At 71.8% G+C, this 17216-nt stretch carries 14 protein-coding genes; 5 read left to right on the top strand and 9 right to left on the bottom strand.

What is annotated here, in order from left to right; genetic code table 11:
* Positions 1–34: 34 nt before the first annotated feature.
* The 3 genes from DEJ49_RS11895 to DEJ49_RS11885 form a co-directional block, all read right to left on the bottom strand.
* Complete coding sequence (locus tag DEJ49_RS11895) at positions 35–1054, bottom strand: hypothetical protein (protein ID WP_150184110.1); 1020 nt, start codon at positions 1052–1054, stop codon at positions 35–37.
* Between the two features lie 124 nt (positions 1055–1178).
* Positions 1179–2216: a hypothetical protein gene (locus tag DEJ49_RS11890; protein WP_150184109.1), complete on the bottom strand. Its 1038-nt coding sequence runs from the start codon at positions 2214–2216 to the stop codon at positions 1179–1181.
* 205 nt (positions 2217–2421) lie between these two features.
* On the bottom strand, positions 2422–3372 hold the full coding sequence (locus DEJ49_RS11885) for a hypothetical protein (protein WP_150184108.1): 951 nt from the start codon (positions 3370–3372) through the stop codon (positions 2422–2424).
* 137 nt (positions 3373–3509) lie between these two features.
* Between DEJ49_RS11885 and DEJ49_RS11880 the strand changes: the two genes are divergently transcribed.
* Positions 3510–6134, top strand: coding sequence for a valine--tRNA ligase (locus tag DEJ49_RS11880; protein ID WP_150184107.1), 2625 nt, complete (start codon positions 3510–3512; stop codon positions 6132–6134).
* Positions 6135–6205: 71 nt separating this feature from the next.
* Here the strand turns inward: DEJ49_RS11880 and DEJ49_RS11875 are convergent, their stop codons facing one another.
* The 5 genes from DEJ49_RS11875 to DEJ49_RS11855 form a co-directional block, all read right to left on the bottom strand.
* A complete protein-coding gene (locus tag DEJ49_RS11875; RefSeq protein ID WP_150184106.1) occupies positions 6206–7555 on the bottom strand; it encodes a glycosyltransferase in 1350 nt (449 codons plus the stop codon).
* Positions 7556–7593: 38 nt separating this feature from the next.
* On the bottom strand, positions 7594–8745 hold the full coding sequence (wecB, locus tag DEJ49_RS11870) for a non-hydrolyzing UDP-N-acetylglucosamine 2-epimerase (protein WP_223832804.1): 1152 nt from the start codon (positions 8743–8745) through the stop codon (positions 7594–7596).
* A 253-nt stretch (positions 8746–8998) separates the two neighbouring features.
* Positions 8999–9688, bottom strand: coding sequence for a response regulator transcription factor (locus DEJ49_RS11865; RefSeq protein ID WP_150184105.1), 690 nt, complete (start codon positions 9686–9688; stop codon positions 8999–9001).
* A complete protein-coding gene (locus tag DEJ49_RS11860) occupies positions 9685–10839 on the bottom strand; it encodes a sensor histidine kinase (RefSeq protein ID WP_190329328.1) in 1155 nt (384 codons plus the stop codon). Before DEJ49_RS11860 ends, DEJ49_RS11865 begins: the two co-directional genes overlap by 4 nt.
* Before the next feature lie 4 nt (positions 10840–10843).
* Positions 10844–11581, bottom strand: coding sequence for a hypothetical protein (locus tag DEJ49_RS11855; RefSeq protein WP_190329327.1), 738 nt, complete (start codon positions 11579–11581; stop codon positions 10844–10846).
* Positions 11582–11770: 189 nt separating this feature from the next.
* Here DEJ49_RS11855 and DEJ49_RS11850 point away from each other — a divergent pair, with 189 nt between their 5' ends.
* On the top strand, positions 11771–12931 hold the full coding sequence (locus DEJ49_RS11850; RefSeq protein ID WP_150184103.1) for a sensor histidine kinase: 1161 nt from the start codon (positions 11771–11773) through the stop codon (positions 12929–12931).
* A 452-nt stretch (positions 12932–13383) separates the two neighbouring features.
* Here the strand turns inward: DEJ49_RS11850 and DEJ49_RS11845 are convergent, their stop codons facing one another.
* Complete coding sequence (locus tag DEJ49_RS11845; protein ID WP_190329326.1) at positions 13384–14400, bottom strand: rod shape-determining protein; 1017 nt, start codon at positions 14398–14400, stop codon at positions 13384–13386.
* Positions 14401–14544: 144 nt separating this feature from the next.
* Between DEJ49_RS11845 and folC the strand changes: the two genes are divergently transcribed.
* From folC to ndk, 3 genes are all read left to right on the top strand, one after another.
* On the top strand, positions 14545–16071 hold the full coding sequence (folC, locus tag DEJ49_RS11840; RefSeq protein ID WP_150184101.1) for a bifunctional tetrahydrofolate synthase/dihydrofolate synthase: 1527 nt from the start codon (positions 14545–14547) through the stop codon (positions 16069–16071).
* 6 nt (positions 16072–16077) lie between these two features.
* A complete protein-coding gene (locus DEJ49_RS11835) occupies positions 16078–16443 on the top strand; it encodes a DUF4233 domain-containing protein (RefSeq protein WP_150184100.1) in 366 nt (121 codons plus the stop codon).
* 71 nt (positions 16444–16514) lie between these two features.
* Positions 16515–16928, top strand: a complete 414-nt coding sequence (gene ndk / locus DEJ49_RS11830; protein ID WP_150184099.1) for a nucleoside-diphosphate kinase — start codon at positions 16515–16517, stop codon at positions 16926–16928.
* Positions 16929–17216 lie beyond the last annotated feature (288 nt).

The following is a 17216-nucleotide window of genomic DNA, read 5'->3' as shown; positions in this document are numbered from 1 at the left end:
CGCTGGTGCGGGAGGCGGGACGCGGGACGTCGCGTCAGACCTTGACGCGGAGGGCCTTGCGGGCGCGGAGCGTGGTGTCCGAGGCGTCGTCGAGGGAGACCTTGCCCGCCATGGCGTCGGCGACCGTGAGCGGCACGACGACGCCGACGGTGCTGTGGTCGCCCCAGACGCAGACCGGCATGCGGATCTCCTTGGGGCCCGAGGACGTGCCGCCGCCGTTGCTGTTCTCCATCACGGACTCCTGGCACTTGAGGATGGTGTCCTGCGTGCTGAAGTCCTTGGGGCTGCCGACGAGCTTGCCCGTGTCCGAGCTGTTCTTCTGCGAGTCCTTCTTGATCTTCGCGAAGACGGCGTCGACGACGGGGGCCGGGTTCTCGATCTCGCCGTAGACGCCCATGAACTGGAGGGCCTTCTGCGCGAGCGGGTTGCTCTCGTCCCCCGACTGGTAGCCGGCATCGATGTCCTGCGGGTCCTTGACGCCGGCCTTCTCGACGGCCGCCAGGTCGCTGGAGTTGAAGCCGCCGTTCATGTCGTCGCTCTTGTCGTACTCGTTGAGGATCGTGGGCGGTGTCGTCAGCGTGTGCGGGCCGTCGTCCTTGATGCCGCCGTCCGCGACGTTCGAGGAGCCGCCGTTCTTGCCGCCCTTTTCGTCGTCGCCGCCCGCGAGGACGAAGTAGCCGCCGACGGCTGCCGCGGCGACCACGGCGACGGCGGCGATGATCAGGCCGGTCTTCTTGCCGTTGCCGCCACCGGGAGGCGGGGGCGGGACCTGCCCGTAGGGGCCGTGGGGCTGCTGCCCGTACGGGGCCTGCGGGGGGAACTGCCCGTAGGGGCCGGGCTGCTGGGGCTGGCTGTAGCCGCCCTGCTGCGGGGCCTGCTGCGGGTAGCCGTAACCGGGCTGGGGCGGCGGGGGAGCCTGCTGGGGGTAGCCGTAGCCGGGCTGGGGCGCCTGCGGCGGCTGGCCGTAGGGGCCGGGCTGCTGCGGCGGCTGACCGTACGGCCCGGGCTGCTGGGGCTGCTGCCCGCCGTACGGGCCCGGCTGGTTGTAGCTCATGGGGGTTCCCCTCCGAAAACGCTCAGGTGTTGCCGCCATCCTGACGCAACAGGGCCCGGCCGTATGACCGGACCCTGCCGCGCGGACATCGCCCGGCCCCGAGAAGCCCGACAGGTGCCGGATGTCAGATCTTCACGCGGACCTCGCCGCGGAACTTGGCCGTGGTGCCCGCCGACTCGTCGAGGTCGACGGACGTGCCGGACAGCGCGCTGGCGACGTCCGTGTGGACGACGTAGCCGAGGGTGCTGTGGTCGCCCCAGATGCAGGTCGCCGCGGACATCTTGCTCGCTCCGCCGGACCCCGCCGTGGAGCCGGCGGAGGTGCCCGCGCCCGCGCCCAGGTCGATCTTCATCTCCTGGCACTTCAGGACCGCGCCGTCGAGACCGTCCGGCTTGTACTCCTTGGGCTCGCCGACCAGTTCGACGCTCTGGCCGCTGCTGCCGCCCGCCTCGTTCTTCTTCTTGGCGTTGTCGAACATGTGGTCCACGACGCTTTCGGGGTCCTCGATCTCGCCGTAGACGCCGCCGAAGGCCAGTATCTTCTGCGCCATCGGGTTCTCCTTGCTGCCCGACTGGTACTGGGCCTGCACGTCCTTGGGGTCCTTCACCCCGGCCGCCTCGGCCTTGTCGAGGTCGATGCTGTTCAGGCCGCCGGACCGGGCCTCGTCCTTCTTGTAGTCGCCCATGACGAGCGACGGCGTCGTCAGCTTGTGCGGCCCGTCGTCCTTGATGCCGGAGTCGTCGCCCCCGCCGGCCACGTTCGAGGAGCCGCCGTTCTTGCCGCCCTTTTCGTCGTCACCGCCCGCGAGGACGAAGTAGCCGCCGACCGCTGCCGCGGCGACCACGGCGACGGCCGCGATGATCAGGCCGGTCTTCTTCTTGCCGCCGCCACCCGGGGGCGGGGGCGGGACCTGCCCGTAGGGGGCCTGCGGCTGCTGGCCGTACGGGGGCTGGGGCTGCTGCCCGTAGGGGCCCGGCTGCTGCGGCTGGCTGTAGCCGCCCGGCTGGGGCGCCTGCTGCGGGGCCTGCTGGGGGTAGCCGTAGCCGGGCTGGGGCGCCTGCGGCGGCTGGCCGTAGGGGCCGGGCTGCTGCGGCTGCTGGCCGTACGGCCCGGGCTGCTGGGGCTGCTGCCCGCCGTACGGGCCCGGCTGGTTGTAGCTCATTGCTTGGGTTCCCTCCCAGTACTTACGTGGTCCGAACATCCTGGCGGATCGACGCGCGGGATCGTGCGGTCGCACCGGATCGATGCGGAGTTGTTGAGGGGCTGTTCCAGAGGGCGGACGTACGAAGGGCCCGGGGCGGATCGTCCGCCCCGGGCCCTGCCCGTCCTCGTGCCCTGTGGCCGCTCCCGCGCGGCCCGCCCGTTCGCTACGCCTTCACGCGTGCGGCCTTGCGCAGATCGGCGGCGAAGGACGAGACCTCGTCCGTGGCCATGCCGCCACCGCCCTTGATCATCGCCGCCACGTCCATGCCGAAGACGATGCCGTAGGTGCTGTGATCAGCCCATATGCAGATCGGCACCTTCGTCTCCTTGCCGTCGTCCGAGATGCTCCCGTTCTGGCACTTCATGATCGCGCCGTCGAGTCCGTCGGGCTCCACGGTCTCGGGGCTGCCGACGAGTTCGAACGCCTCGTCCGGGTCGTTCTTCTCCTCGGCCGCCTCCTTCTTCGCGTTCTCGTCGGCCTTGGCGAAGCCGCCGTCGATGGCCTTCTCCGGATCCTCGATCCGGCCGTACATGCCGTGGAAGCTGATCTGCTTCCCCGTGAAGGCTTCACCGAATTCGTACGCGGCCGCCACACTCGTCGGGTTCTTGATGCCGATCTCCGCGGCGGCCTTCTTGTCGTCGGAGCCGAGCGGGCCGTCGTCGCCGTCGCCTCCCTTGTCGCTCTTCTTGTACTTGCCCACGGAGGCCGGCGGCACCAGCTTGTGCGCGCCGTCGTCCTCGACCGAGGCCGAGCCGCTGTCGCCGCCGAGGACGAAGTACGCCCCGACGCCGAGCGCGGCGACCACGGCGATCGCGCCGATCACGAGCCCGGTCTTCTTCTTGCCGCCCCCGCCCTGGGGAGGCTCCGGGTACGGGGTCTGCCCGTAGGGGCCCGGCTGCTGCGGCTGGCTGTAGCCGCCCTGCTGGGGCGGGGGCTGCTGCGGATAACCCTGGGGCTGCTGTGGGTAGCCGTAACCCGGCTGCTGAGGCGGCTGCTGCGGCGGCTGCCCGTAGGGGCTCCCGTACGGGCCCGGTTGCTGCGGAGGCTGACCCCCGTACGGCCCCGGCTGCTGGGGCTGCTGGCCCCCGTACGGGCCCGGTTCGTTGTAGCTCATTACGTGGGGTCCCCCTCCGAATGCTGATGTGTCCCGGACATCCTGAACGAAATCCCGGCCGGCCGGATCCCCCGGCCGCAAGCGATGTCGAACATTCCGGTTTCGGGACCGCTCCGTCACCCCTCTAAACTGGCCGCGTGACCGAGAACGCTCAGCAGCAGCCTCCAGCGACCACTCCCGAACTGCCGACCCAGTACGCGCCGGCCGAGGTAGAGGGGCCGCTGTACGAGCGCTGGGTAGAACGCGGGTACTTCTCGGCCGACGAGAAGAGCGAGAAGCCCCCGTACACCGTCGTCATCCCCCCGCCGAACGTCACCGGCGCCCTCCACCTGGGCCACGCCTTCGAGCACACGCTCATCGACGCCCTCACCCGCCGCAAGCGCATGCAGGGCCACGAGACGCTCTGGCAGCCCGGCATGGACCACGCGGGCATCGCCACCCAGAACGTCGTCGAGCGCGAGCTCGCCAAGGAGGGCAAGTCCCGCCACGACCTCGGGCGCGAGGCGTTCATCGACCGCGTCTGGCAGTGGAAGAGCGAGTCCGGCGGCCAGATCTCCGGCCAGATGCGCCGCCTCGGCGACGGCGTGGACTGGGAGCGCGAGCGCTTCACCATGGACGAGGGCCTCTCGCAGGCCGTCCAGACGATCTTCAAGAAGCTCTACGACGACGAGCTGATCTACCGCGCCGAGCGCATCATCAACTGGTGCCCGCGCTGTCTGACGGCGATCTCGGACATCGAGGTCGAGTACCAGGACGACGACGGCGAGCTGGTCTCGATCAAGTACGGCGAGGGGGACGAGACGCTGGTCGTCGCCACCACCCGCGCCGAGACGATGCTCGGTGACACCGCTGTCGCGGTCCACCCCGAGGACGAGCGGTACAAGCACCTGGTCGGCAAGCAGATCAAGCTGCCGCTGACCGACCGCACCATCCCCGTCGTCGCCGACGAGCACGTCGACCCCGAGTTCGGCACCGGCGCCGTCAAGGTGACCCCGGCGCACGACCCGAACGACTTCGAGATCGGCCAGCGCCACTCCCTGCCGAACATCGCGGTCATGGACGAGCACGCGGTCATCACGGTCGCAGGCCCCTTCCAGGGCCTGGACCGCCTGGAGGCCCGCTCCGCGATCGTCGGCGCGCTGCGCGCCGAGGGCCGCATCGTCGCCGAGAAGCGCCCGTACACGCACTCGGTCGGCCACTGCTCGCGCTGCAAGACCACCATCGAGCCGCGCCTGTCGATGCAGTGGTGGGTCAAGGTCGGCCCGCTCGCCAAGGCCGCCGGTGACGCGGTCCGCGACGGCAAGGTCAAGATCCACCCGCAGGAGATGGAGAAGCGGTACTTCGACTGGGTCGACAACCTCCACGACTGGTGCATCTCGCGCCAGCTCTGGTGGGGCCACCGCATCCCCGTCTGGTACGGCCCGAACGGCGAGGTCGTCTGCGTCGGACCCGACGACGAGGCGCCCACCGGCGAGGGCTGGCGCCAGGACAACGACGTGCTCGACACGTGGTTCTCCTCCGGCCTGTGGCCGTTCTCCACGCTCGGCTGGCCCGAGCAGACCGACTCGCTCGCGAAGTTCTACCCGAACTCCGTCCTGGTCACCGGCTACGACATCCTCTTCTTCTGGGTCGCCCGGATGATGATGTTCGGCCTGTACGCGATGGACGGCACCCCGCCGTTCCACACGATCGTGCTGCACGGCATGGTCCGTGACCAGTTCGGCAAGAAGATGTCGAAGTCCTTCGGCAATGCGGTCAACCCGCTGGACTGGATGGACAAGTACGGCTCGGACGCCCTGCGCTTCACGCTGGCCCGCGGCGCCAACCCCGGCACCGACGTGCCGATCGGCGAGGACTGGGTCCAGGGCTCGCGCAACTTCGCCAACAAGATCTGGAACGCCACGCGTTTCGCGATGATGAACGGCGCGACGATCGAGGGCGACCTGCCCCCGGTCGAGGAGATGTCGGCCACCGACCGCTGGGTGCTCTCCCGCCTCAACGCGACGGTCGCCGAAGTCGACGCGCTCTACGACGACTTCCAGTTCGCCAAGCTCTCGGACGCCCTCTTCCACTTCGCGTGGGACGAGGTCTTCGACTGGTACGTCGAGCTGTCCAAGACGACGTTCATGGCGGGCGGCGACGGCGCGAAGGTCTCGGCCCGCGTCCTCGGCGAGGTCCTCGACGTCACGCTGCGCCTCCTCCACCCGATCGTCCCGTTCGTGACGGAGACGCTCTGGACGGCGCTCACCGGCGGCGAGTCGCTGGTCATCGCCGAGTGGCCCTCGGACAGCGGCTTCCGCGACGCGGCCGCCGAGCGCGAGATCGAGACGCTCCAGCAGGTCATCACCGAGGTCCGCCGGTTCCGCGCCGACCAGGGCCTGCAGCCGGGCCAGAAGGTCCCGGCCCGCCTGACCCTGGACGGCACGGCGCTCGCGCCGCACGAGGCCGCCATCCGCCAGCTCCTGCGCCTCCAGCCGGAGGGCGACGCGTTCACGGCGACGGCGACCCTGCCGGTCTCGGGCGCCACGGTCGCGCTCGACCTGTCCGGCACGATCGACGTGGCGGCCGAGCGCAAGCGCCTCGCCAAGGACCTGGCCGCCGCCGAGAAGGAGAAGGCGCAGGCCGAGGCGAAGCTGGGCAACGAGGCGTTCCTCGCCAAGGCGCCGGACAACGTGGTCGACAAGATCCGCGGACGCCTCACGAAGGCGGAGGCGGACATCGCGCGGCTGCAGGCGCAGCTGGAGGCGCTGCCGGCCGCGTAAGCCTTCCGCATGTACGCAGACGAGGGCCCCGGGACCGTACGGAGATACGGTCCCGGGGCCCTCGCGTACGTCTAGGCCTCCGTCGCGACCGGCCCCGCGCCCACGACCTCGGCGTTGCGCCGCGTCTTGGCCCAGCCGTTCCGCCCGCGCAGGACGCGCAGGAGCCCGCGGGCCGAGACGACGAAGACGTGGTACGCGTACAGCCACAGCGCGAACCCCCACAGCAGCCCCGCGACCCAGGAGCGCTCGGGAGCGAAGTCCCTCCGGTAGACCGGCCCCCACAGGGCGAACGGCAGGACGGACAGCAGACACAGCACGAGCACCAGCGGCCACGCGCCGAGCGCGGAGTCCAGCGGGGAGTGCCCGAGGGCGAGGGCGGCGACGAGGAACACGGTCAGCACGAGGCTCGCGACGTGCGCGAGGGGCTGCATGAAGGTGTACAGGGTCTCCAGGACACCGCGCCCCGAGTAGTGGCGCGACCCGACGATGCGGGGCGCGTACCGCACGCACTGCAGGTTTCCCTGCGCCCAGCGGGTGCGCTGGGTCAGGAAGCGGCGGGCGTGCGGGAGGCCTTCCTGGGAGACGTACGTGTCGGCGATGTGGGTCACGCGGTAGCCGCCCAGGATCATGTGCAGGCCCAGTTCGTAGTCCTCCAGGAGGGCGTCGCGCTGCCAGGGGCGGCGTTCGGCCGCGGCGATCCGGTCGAGTGCGGTGAGCCGGGTGAACTGCCCGTTGCCGCCGAGGCCGACGGAACCGGTGCGGGTGCGCAGCAGCTGCATGCCCGCGTTGGAGACGGCGAACTCCATGTCCTGCATACGGACCAGGAGCCTGGCGCCCGCGTTGAGGACGCGCCCCCGCCCGGCCAGCGGCCGCGGCTCGTCCACGTTCCGCATCCGCACGCTGACCTGCACGCCGCCCGTCTCGGGGTCGCCGAAGCCGCCGGGCCCGCTGACGGCGGCGAGCGCGCCGGGCGCGAGGTGCCCGTCGGCGTCCACGACACACACGACGACCCGGGAGCGGTCGGCGTCGGCGGGCAGGAAGTCGTCGAGCTCGGCGTAGGCGGCGTTGAGGGCGGCCCCCTTCCCGACCCGGGCGTCGGGTCTGCGCCGCGAGACGAGGTGGACGCGGACGTCGTCCTCGGCCAGCGCGGCGACGACGGAGGCGGTGCGGTCGTCACTCGCGTCGTCGACGACCCACACGTGCGCGGCGGGAAAGTCACCGCGCAACCGGCTCACGGTGGCTCCCACGACGGTCTCCTCGTCACGGCAGGGCACGAAGAAATGCCAGGCGAAGGCGGTGGGGTCGCCGCTTTCGTTCCCGGGACGGCGCAGGTACGAGTACCGGGCTCCAGCCCAGTAGAGGAGGAAGCACCCAAGAAGGAGGAAGGGGAAGAGGAAGAGGAACCGGTCGGGGGTGAGCATGAGGGTCCTGAGGTGGTGTGGGCGTGAGCCGGGGGAGATCAGGCCGCTGCCTGAAGAGGGGCGGGCACGGCCTGCTCGGCCGTGAGGTCCGCCAGGAGCGCGACGATGTGCCGGGACGCCTGTGCGTCGCCGAACGGGCTGGGCGTGGCGGCGAGCCGGGACAGCCCGGCCCGGCCCTCGGCGAGCAGCCGCCGCGCCGCACGTCCGACCTCGGGCCCGGGCCGGACGAGCTCGGCGAACCCCGCGGCCACGGCCTCGGGCCGCTCGGTGGACCGGCGTACGACGACCAGCGGCCGCCCGAGGACGGTGACCTCTTCCTGCACACCGCCGGAGTCGGAGACGAGCAGCGCCGCGTGGCGGGCGAGGGCGAGGAACTCCCCGTATCCGATGGGCGGCAGGAGGGTGAGTGCCGAGAGCAGTCCGTCGAGCCCGGCGGCCTCGGCGCGGGCGCGGGTGCGCGGGTGCAGCGGCACGAGGACGGGCAACTGCTGGGCGAGGCCGGCGAGTTCGGTCAGGACGGCGCGGAGCGCGGCGGGGTCGTCGGTGTTCTCGGGACGGTGGACGGTGGCGAGGACGTACGAGTCGGGGGTGAGCCCGTGCCCGGCGAGGAGTGCGGCGCGCTCGGCGTCGGAGGGCAGCGCGTCGCGGACGGCCTCCACGACCGTGTTGCCGGTGACGGCGATCCGCTCGGCGGGGATCGACTCGGCGAGGAGATTGGCGCGGTTGTCCTCCGTGGCGGCGCACAGGACGTCGGAGAGCTGGTCGATGAGGACGCGGTTGTGCTCCTCGGGCATGGCGCGGTCGTGGCTGCGCAGGCCCGCCTCGATGTGGACGAGGGGGATGCCGCGGGCGTTGGCGGCGAGCGCGCCGGACAGGGCGGCGTTGGTGTCGCCCTGTACGACGACGGCGCGCGGCGGGCGGGCGGCGAACTCCGCGTCGAGCTGGGCGAGGGCGACGGAGATCTGCACGGCACGGGTCTGTCCGCCGACGCCGTCCAGGAGGGTGGGCGCGGGCAGCCCGAGCTCGGCGAGGAACCGTCCGGAGAGGGAGTCGTCGTAGTGCTGCCCGGTATGGATCACCCGGGCCGCCGGACCGAGGGCCCGCACCAGGGGTGCCATCTTGACCAGCTCGGGCCGGGTACCGAGCACGACGGCGACGTCGGCGGCGGGGCGGATGGTGGGGGTGAACACGCGGGGCACTCCAGGAGGAACGGAACATTACGGCGACGTACCCCTGGAGAGTGCGGCGCGACGGTTGCGACCTCGGATCGCGTTCGGTTGCGGGACGGTTGCAAATGGCCGTATTGCCGGGTACAGGCCTTTGGTCCCGGTCTTTAGCCCTATGGGGCAGTACGACATGTCCGACCCCGAGGAGTCGCCGCCAGGGGCGCGGGGAACTGCGCGCCAAGCCCCCACCGCCCCGCGGCCGACGAACAACCCACCGCTACGGCGCCCCGCGATACCGGTACCCGACCCCCCGTACCGACTCCACCGGATCCTCGACCCCCGAAGCCTCCGGCACGGACAGAAGGCGGCGCCGCAACCGCAGCACCGCGAACTTCACCCGCTCCCGCCCGCTCCCGTCGGGCGAGTCCCACACCAGGTCGAGAAGCTGCTCGTTCGTGACGACGCGCCCCCGGTTGCGGACCAGCACCTGAAGCAGCCGGTACTCGATGTCGCTGAGCCGGACCTCCCGGCCCTGCCACACCGCGGACCGCCGCTCCGGCACCATCCGAAGCCCCGCCTCCACATAGTCGCCGCGCCACTGGTCGGGCCGGCTCCGCCGCAGCAGCGCCTCGATGCGGGCCAGCAGCTCCTGCGTGTCGAAGGGCTTGGTCAGGTAGTCGTCGGCGCCCGCGCGGAGCCCCCGTACCTTCTCCGCCGGACTCGTACGGCCGGAGAGGATCAGGACGGGCAGGTCGGTCATGTCCCGCGTACGGTCGAGCACCTCCCACCCGTCGAGCCCCGGCAGCACCAGGTCGAGGATCATCAGGGCGGGACGTTCCGCGAAGAGCAGCCGGAGCGCGGTCTGGCCGTCCTCGGCGAGCACGGTCTCGTAACCGGCCCGGTCGAGGACGGTGCGCAGCGCGAGCCCGAGATCGGGGTCGTCCTCGACGACGAGCAACCCCGTCATCCGCGCCCGGCAGCCGGCGCCGCCACCGCAGGACGCCCCATCGGCAGCCGCACCACCACGACCGTCCCTTCCCCCTCCCCACCGTGCACGGCGACGTGCCCGTCGTGCAGGCGCACGGCGTCCCGGACGGCGGAGAGCCCGAGCCCGGTCCCGGGATACGCGCCGCGACGCGCGTTGGGGGCGCGTACGAACTCGGTGAAGACCTCCTCCTGGAACTCCTTGGGGATCCCGATGCCGGTGTCGGCGACCGAGATCTCCCACCCGGCACCGTCCGGCTCGTCGTACGGATGGGCGGACACCGTCACCGTGCCGCCCGCCGGGGTGAACTTCACGGCGTTGTCGAGCAGCGCGGCCAGCGCGTTCTCCAGATGGCCGCGATCGGCGTACGCGGGCGGCCCCGGTTCGTGGTCGTGGACCAGGAAGAGGCCCGCGGTCTCCGCGCGGGGCTGCAGCTCACCGGTGAGGCGCCCCAGGAGCCGGGCCATGTCGACGCGTGCGTACGCCGTCTCCTGGCGGCCCCCCGACGCGGTCGCCGTCGCCGCGTGCAGCAGTCCGTCGACCATCTCCTGCATGCGCTGCGCGTTGCGCCGGATCGTGTCGAGGTACGTGGCCTGCGCCGCGGAGAGCGGCTCCCCGGACGGCGGGGCGAGCAGGTCGCAGAAGCTGAGGATCGTGGCGAGCGGGGTGCGCAGCTCGTGCGAGGCGCGGGCGGTGAACTCGGACCGCTCGCGGGCCAGCTCCCCGAGCGTTCGGATGTGGCGTCGCAGGTCGGTCTCGCGGCGGCGCCGCTCGGTGATGTCCTCGGCCAGCCAGAGCACTCCGACCCGCTCGCCGGCCACGTCGATCGGCCGGCGGCTGGTCCGCACGACGCGGCCGTCGAGGAAGCGGACCTCCGCGGTCCGCGGAAACTGGCGGCGGTTGAGCTGCCGCAGGGAGGTGCTGCCCGAGGGCAGCTGCTCCGCGACGGCGGCGGCGAGGGCGTCCACCGCCGCGCCCGACGACGTGTCGACGTCCTGCAGCCGCGCCAGCTCCACGAACCGCCGGTTCACGGCCACGATCCGCTCGTCGGCGCCGACGAGCAGCGCGCCCTCGGGCACCGCGGCGAGCAGGGCCTCGGCGACCTGCGCGGTCAACCGCAGGTTCAGCGGCACGGCGCTAGCCGACGGGCCCGTTGACGGTCCCGGAGACCCCGACGCCCCCACCGGCCTCGTCCACCCCCACGGCCTCCGTGGCCTGCGCGGGAACCGGCCGCACGGGCGCCCCGGGCACGACGTGAGAAGCCACGTCCGTCACCACTTCCGGGACCACCTCCGGCACCGGCACCGGCGAGCCCAACGGCGTGAAGTCGAGACCGAGCCGTTCGAGCTCCGCCTCGGCCAGCGCGTCCAGCGTCTCGGGATCACCGTGCCGCCAGCCCCAGGCGAGGCTGCCCGGTGTCGCGTCAGGGATCTCCGACGCGGTGAGGGCCACCTCGTGCAGGGGCCGGAGCAGCGTGCGCAGGGCGAGGAGTTCGCGGCCGTCGTCGGACGCGGCGAGGTCACGGGCGGCGCCGGCCTGCCGGATCCACCGCAGCCGGCGCGGCAGCCAGGCGTTCAGGACGAGGCCGACCGGGACGACGAAGAGGGCGACGGCACCCACGGCGACGGCGGTCCGTACGGTCACCGGGTCCATCGCGTCGACGACACCCGCGATCCGGCGCAGCGCGTTGTCGACGCGGCCGCCGACCAGCGGAAGCGGCGCGTTGTGCTGCTGCAGGGCGCGGGGGAGGGCGAGCAGACAGGCCAGCCTGTAGGCGACGACGGCCGCGGTGGCCCACAGCGCGGTCCACAGGAGGACCCCGGCGTCACCGGCGAGCTGATGGGTCCGCCTGGCGGGATTCTGGGCATACCACATGGTCCGATTTGACCCCCGGCGCGCGCCGGGAGCGGGCAGCCGCGCCGAAAATACACCCGTTGTGTGCACGTCCAAGTGGTTCGACCGTGTTCAACGTGTTCATCCGCAAAGCGCAGGAGTGCGGCACATCACCAAATCAGGGACGTTGGTCCGGTGGAACGGGCCGAAAGACCTTGGATGATGGAGAGCATGCGCACCTTGCCCGCCGCCCAGGCGATTCGCCAGGCGGCGGCCACGGCCGGCCGCCTCGGCGGGCGCTGGTCGCGGGAGCCGCGCGCGTTGGACGTCCTCACCGCGCTGAGCGCGTTCGCGCTGATGAGCCTGGACGTCCCCGGCCTCGCCGAGGCGGACAACTCCCTCAACGGACCGATGGCCGTGCTGGCCCTCGCGGGCGGCGCGTGCTCACTCCTGGTGCGCCGCAGGGCGCCCTGGCTGACGTACGCGGTGGCGCTCTGCTTCCTGGGCTGGCTGCACGAGCTGACGCTCGCCCAGTTCGCGCTGTACTCGCTGGGGCGCTACCGGGGCCGTCTCGCCGGGGCGATCGGCGTCGTCGGATACGTCGCGTTCGCGTACGTGATGTTCAACCTGCCGGGCTGGCCGGTGCACCGGGGGGACACGCTCGGCGAGTTCTCCAGCCTGGTCGTCCCGATCGGGGTGCTCGCCGCGGGCGTCGGGGTCGCCGCGAACCGGCAGGACCTGGTCCGCGCGCTGGAGGCGCAGCGCGTGGAGACGGAGACGCTGCACGCGGTCCAGCGGGAGCGGGCCCGCATCGCGCGGGACGTGCACGACTTCGTGGGCCGCGAGCTGACGCTCCTCAGCGTCCGCTCGCAGGTACTGGCGCGCCGGGCCGAGGGCGGTCCCTTCGAGGACGGCTTCGATGAGCTCTCGGAGACGGCACGCAGCGCGCACCGGATGCTGAACGAGATCATCGTGCAGCGCGGCACGGACGGCGCCCCCACGCCGGGCCTCAGCGCCCTGCCCGAACTGGCCGAGCGCAGCGCCCGCGCAGGCAGCCCCGTCGACCTCCTGATCGACGACGAGGCCCACGCGCTCTCACCGCTCCGGCAGGCGGCCGTGCACCGGGTGGTCCAGGAGTGCCTGACGAACGCGGCGAAACACGCGCCGGGCGAGCGGGTCGCCGTCCGCGTGGCCCTGCACGGCGGCCGCCTCCACATCACGGTCACCAACCCGCTCCCCACCGCGGCCCCGCCCGCCGCCCCGGTCTCCGCGGGCACGGGCACGACGGGCATGGCGGAACGGATCAGAGCGGTCGGCGGCACGTTCGAGGCGGGCCCGAAGACATCCACGTACGAGGTCCACGCAACCCTGTCCACAGGCGACCCGCCCTGAAGACCCCAAGCCGCGAGCCAACGCGAGGAATGGCACCGTCCGCCGCCAGGCCCCGCAGCCGCGGGATGGTGCGGTCGGCCGCCAGGCCCCGCAGCCGCGGGACGGCGTGAGGGATGGTGCGCTCGGCCGCCAGGCCCCGCAGCCGCGAGACGACGCGGGGGCACGTGCCGTTCGCCGCCAAGACCCGCAGCCGCAAAACGACGCGAGGGATGGTGCCATTCGCCGCCACGACCCGCAGCCGCGGGACGGTGTGAGGGGACGTGCCGGGATGTCCGCCCGGAGCACGGCGCGAAACGCACCGGGCAAGAGGCAGGACGACGCGGCGCAGGGATGGCGAGGACGGACATCCCGGCGCGTACCCGCCCCCCCCCGCACACGGGAGGCGACCGAGCTCAAGCCGCCAACCGGTACAACGACGCCGCCCGCCTACGCCGCCCGCCTACGCCGCCCGCCTACGCCGCCGACATCACCCGCTCGAGCCCGTCGAAGTCCTCCACACACTTCCCGCACCCCATGGCCACGCTGTCCAGCGGATCGTCCGCCACGAACACCGGAATCCCCGTGGCCGATGCGATGCGCAGATCAAGCGCGGGAAGCAGCGCACCGCCACCCGTGAGCACGATGCCGTGCTCCATGATGTCGCCGGAGAGCTCAGGCGGGCACTCCTCCAGCGTCGTCTTCACCGCCGCGATGATCTGCTCGACGGGCTCGTCGAGCGCCGCCCGCACCTCACGCGCCGTCAGGTCGAGCGTTTTCGGCAGACCGCCCACCTTCTCCCGCCCCCGCACCGTGAACGTCCGCATCTCCAGCGCGTCCTCGCCCGGCACCGGCCACGCCGACCCGATGCCGACCTTGATGTCCTCGGCGGTGCGCTCGCCGATGAGCAGCGCGTGCTCCTTGCGGACGTAGTCGGTGATGGCCGTGTCGAGCCGGTCGCCGCCGACCCGCAGGGACTGGGCCGTGACGATGCCGCCCAGGGAGATCACCGCGACCTCGGTCGTGCCGCCGCCGATGTCGACGACCATCGACCCGCGGGGCTCGGCGACCGGCAGCCCCGCGCCGATGGCCGCCGCCATGGGCTCCTCGACGAGATGGACGGCGCGCGCCCCGGCCCGCTGGGAGGCGTGCACGATGGCGCGCCGCTCCACAGGAGTGACGCCGCTCGGCACGCAGACGACCATGCGCGTACGGGGACGACGCCCCGGCACGGCCTTGCGCACGAAGTGCCGGATCAGCTCCTCGGCCGCTTCGTAGTCGCTGATCACGCCGTCGCGCAGCGGCCGGATGGCGGTGATGGACCCGGGCGTACGCCCGATCGTCTCCTTGGCCTCCGTCCCCACGGCGAGCACCCCGCTCTTGCCGCCCTTGTCCGCCCGCACGGCGACCACCGACGGCTCATTGAGCACGATCCCCTTGCCGCGCACATAGAGGAGGGTGTTCGCAGTGCCGAGGTCGATACCTATGTCCATGATCGCCAAGTTTGCCGGGCGGCTCCCCGAAGCGGAGGGACCAAGGTCCCGAATCGGACGGGCCGAAGGTCCCGACGAAGGTCCCGGGCTCCGACCGACAGGTCCTGACGACGGCTGTCGGTGCCGCTCCGTAGACTGGCGTACGTGAGTGATCTCCCCCCGCGCGACGACCATGCCGACAGCCCCGCCGACCCGGACGACGCCTTCGAGGACATCGTCGGGGCCGAAACCGACCGCGACCCCGACCTCGCCGTGATCGAGGCGGGCAGCCGCACCCTGCGCACCCAGGCGGGCCCGCCCGAGAGCGGTGTCCCCGCGCGTCCCACCGACCCGGAGGTGGACCGGGCGCTGCGCGAGGTGGAGACGGAGCTCGCGGGCCGCTGGGGCGAGACGAAACTGGAGCCGTCCGTCAGCCGCATCGCCGCGCTGATGGACGTCCTGGGCGAGCCGCAGCGCGCGTACCCCTCGATCCACATCACGGGCACGAACGGCAAGACGTCCACGGCCCGCATGATCGAGGCCCTGTTCTCCGCCTTCGACCTGCGCACGGGGCGGTACACCTCGCCCCACGTCCAGTCGATCACCGAGCGGATCAGCCTGGACGGCGCCCCCATCGAGGCGGAGCGCTTCGTGGAGGCGTACCAGGACATCAAGCCGTACGTGGAGATGGTCGACTCCCAGCAGGAGTACCGCCTCTCGTTCTTCGAGGTCCTCACCGGCATGGCGTACGCGGCGTTCGCGGACGCCCCCGTGGACGTGGCCGTCGTCGAGGTCGGCATGGGCGGCAGCTGGGACGCGACGAACGTGATCGACGGCTCCGTCGCCGTCATCACCCCCATCGACCTTGACCACACCGACCGCCTGGGCAACACGCCGGGCGAGATCGCCAAGGAGAAGTCCGGCATCATCAAGCAGGACGCCACGGTGATCATGGCGCAGCAGCCCGTGGACGCCGCGCAGGTCCTGCTGAAGAAGGCCGTCGAGGTCGACGCGACGGTCGCCCGCGAGGGCCTGGAGTTCGGCGTCGTCTCCCGTCAGGTGGCGGTCGGCGGCCAGCTCCTGACGCTCCGTGGCCTCGGCGGGGAGTACGAAGAGGTGTTCCTGCCGCTGCACGGCGAGTACCAGGCGCACAACGCCGCGGTGGCGCTCGCCGCCGTGGAGGCGTTCTTCGGCATCGGCTCGCAGCACGCGCGCCCGCTGGACATCGACGCGATCCGCAAGGCGTTCGCGTCCGTGTCCTCGCCGGGCAGGCTCGAAGTCGTGCGCCGTTCGCCGACCGTCGTCCTGGACGCCGCGCACAACCCGGCCGGCGCCCGCGCCACCTCCGCCGCGATCAGCGAGGTCTTCGACTTCAGCCGGCTCATCGGCGTGGTCGGCGCGAGCGACGACAAGGACGTGAAGGGGCTTCTGGAGGCCTTCGAGCCGATCTTCGCCGAGGTCGTCGTCACGCAGAACTCCAGCCATCGCGCGATGGACGCGGACACCCTCGCCGGACTCGCCGTGGAGGTCTTCGGTGACGACCGCGTGCAGGTCGAGCCGCGCCTCGACGACGCGCTGGAGGCGGCGATCACCCTCGCCGAGGAAGAGGGGGAGTACGCGGGCGGCGGCGTCCTCGTCACTGGTTCCGTCATCACGGTCGGCGAGGCCCGACTGCTCCTGGGGAGAGGCTGAATTCCTGTGCGTACGCTCTGCGCTTCGACGCTGATCGGCGAGTTCTTCGTGATCGGCTTCGCGGGCCTGGTCGCCATGAAGGACGACGACCTGTCCATGGGCACGGTCTGGACGGTCTGCGGCATCGCGATGGTGGTGAGCCTCCTGCTCTGCGGGATGGTCACCCGGCCCGGCGGGGTGCAGCTCGGCTGGGCCCTGCAGGTCGCGCTGATCGCGAGCGGTTTCGTGGTGCCGACGATGTTCTTCCTGGGCGCCGTCTTCGCGGCCATCTGGTGGGCTTCGGTCCACTTCGGCCGCAAGATCGACGAGGCGAAGGCCCGCTTCGCGGCCATGGCGGAGGGGCAGCCGGAGGCCGGAGGTAACGCGGCGTAGCCGACCCCGGTATCGTGCGGCCCAATCCCACCCGATCGCATCGATCGTACGAACACCTCTTGGAGCCGCACATGAGCCAGCGCACCCTCGTCCTGCTGAAGCCCGACGCCGTCCGTCGTGGCCTGATCGGCGAGATCATCGGCCGCATCGAGCGCAAGGCGGGCTGGACGATCTCCGCGCTGGAGCTGCGTTCGCTGGACCAGGAGACCCTGGAGCAGCACTACGGCGAGCACAAGGGCAAGCCCTTCTACGAGCCGCTGGTCGCCTTCATGTCGTCCGGTCCCGTCGTCGCGCTCGTCGTCGAGGGCGAGCGGGTCATCGAGGGCGTGCGCGGGCTCGCCGGTCCGACCGACCCGATCGCCGCGGCGCCGGGCTCGATCCGCGGCGACTTCGGCACGATCGTCCGGGAGAACCTGATCCACGCCTCGGACTCGGAGGAGTCCGCGGAGCGCGAGCTCAAGATCTTCTTCCCGGGCGTCGTCTAGTCCGACGCACAGTCTTCTGACCCGGAGTCAGGAGTGCACCGTTCCTGCCCTGGACGGCCGAAGGAATTCGGCCGTCCTTTGGCATATGCGCCCCAATCGGGGGAACCCGTGCCTCCGATGGCACGTCTCCAAGAGCGAGGCGGCCCATCATCTGCTGACAATGGCGAAGACCCTAGCGCCGTGTTCGCGCAGCCGAGACTACGATGGAAGCCTCCACTGCCACACAGCACCCACCTCGCCTACCTAAAAAGCCATCACACGCTCCACTAGGGAAGGCCAGACGCATCC

Origin of the sequence: Streptomyces venezuelae (assembly GCF_008642335.1) — a bacterium.
GTDB lineage: Bacteria > Actinomycetota > Actinomycetes > Streptomycetales > Streptomycetaceae > Streptomyces > Streptomyces venezuelae_F.
The sequence above is the reverse complement of the archived record's forward strand: the minus strand, read 5'-3'. Positions and strand labels throughout refer to the sequence as shown.

Bases quoted from the DNA above. Each gene is read 5' to 3' on its own strand.
- DEJ49_RS11895 (WP_150184110.1), bottom strand. From the start codon at position 1,054: ATGAGCTACAACCAGCCGGGCCCGTACGGCGGGCAGCAGCCCCAGCAG.
- DEJ49_RS11890 (WP_150184109.1), bottom strand. From the start codon at position 2,216: ATGAGCTACAACCAGCCGGGCCCGTACGGCGGGCAGCAGCCCCAGCAG.
- DEJ49_RS11885 (WP_150184108.1), bottom strand. From the start codon at position 3,372: ATGAGCTACAACGAACCGGGCCCGTACGGGGGCCAGCAGCCCCAGCAG.
- DEJ49_RS11875 (WP_150184106.1), bottom strand. From the start codon at position 7,555: ATGCTCACCCCCGACCGGTTCCTCTTCCTCTTCCCCTTCCTCCTTCTT.
- DEJ49_RS11865 (WP_150184105.1), bottom strand. From the start codon at position 9,688: ATGACGGGGTTGCTCGTCGTCGAGGACGACCCCGATCTCGGGCTCGCG.
- DEJ49_RS11855 (WP_190329327.1), bottom strand. From the start codon at position 11,581: ATGTGGTATGCCCAGAATCCCGCCAGGCGGACCCATCAGCTCGCCGGT.
- DEJ49_RS11850 (WP_150184103.1), top strand. From the start codon at position 11,771: ATGCGCACCTTGCCCGCCGCCCAGGCGATTCGCCAGGCGGCGGCCACG.
- DEJ49_RS11845 (WP_190329326.1), bottom strand. From the start codon at position 14,400: ATGGACATAGGTATCGACCTCGGCACTGCGAACACCCTCCTCTATGTG.
- ndk (WP_150184099.1), top strand. From the start codon at position 16,515: ATGAGCCAGCGCACCCTCGTCCTGCTGAAGCCCGACGCCGTCCGTCGT.